Source organism: Pantoea sp. SIMBA_079 (genome assembly GCF_046940275.1).
In the GTDB taxonomy this organism is placed as follows: Bacteria; Pseudomonadota; Gammaproteobacteria; order Enterobacterales; family Enterobacteriaceae; genus Pantoea; species Pantoea borealis.
This window is the reverse complement of record NZ_JAWRYR010000304.1, coordinates 1-272: the sequence shown is the minus strand read 5'-3', so window position 1 is coordinate 272 and position 272 is coordinate 1. Positions and strand designations below refer to the sequence as shown.

Below are 272 nucleotides of genomic sequence, written 5' to 3'. Positions count from 1 at the left end.
CGCAGATGAAGACCGGCGACCGCGTGCCGCTCGAGCGGATCCACGCCGACCAGCACTTCACCCAGCCGCCCCCGCGCTTCACCGAAGCCTCGCTGGTCAAGGCGCTCGAGGAATACGGCATCGGCCGACCGTCGACGTACGCGTCGATCATCCAGACCCTGCAGTTCCGCAAGTACGTCGAGATGGAAGGCCGCAGCTTCCGCGCCAGCGATGTCGGCCGCGCGGTCTCGAATTTCCTGTCGAGCCACTTCACCCGCTACGTGGACTACGAC

Annotated in this window: 1 protein-coding gene; it reads left to right on the top strand. The window is 66.2% G+C overall.

Annotated elements, in window-relative coordinates:
• A partial coding sequence (locus SB719_RS20125) for a DNA topoisomerase (protein WP_412159735.1) occupies nucleotides 1-272 on the top strand: 272 nt, incomplete at both ends.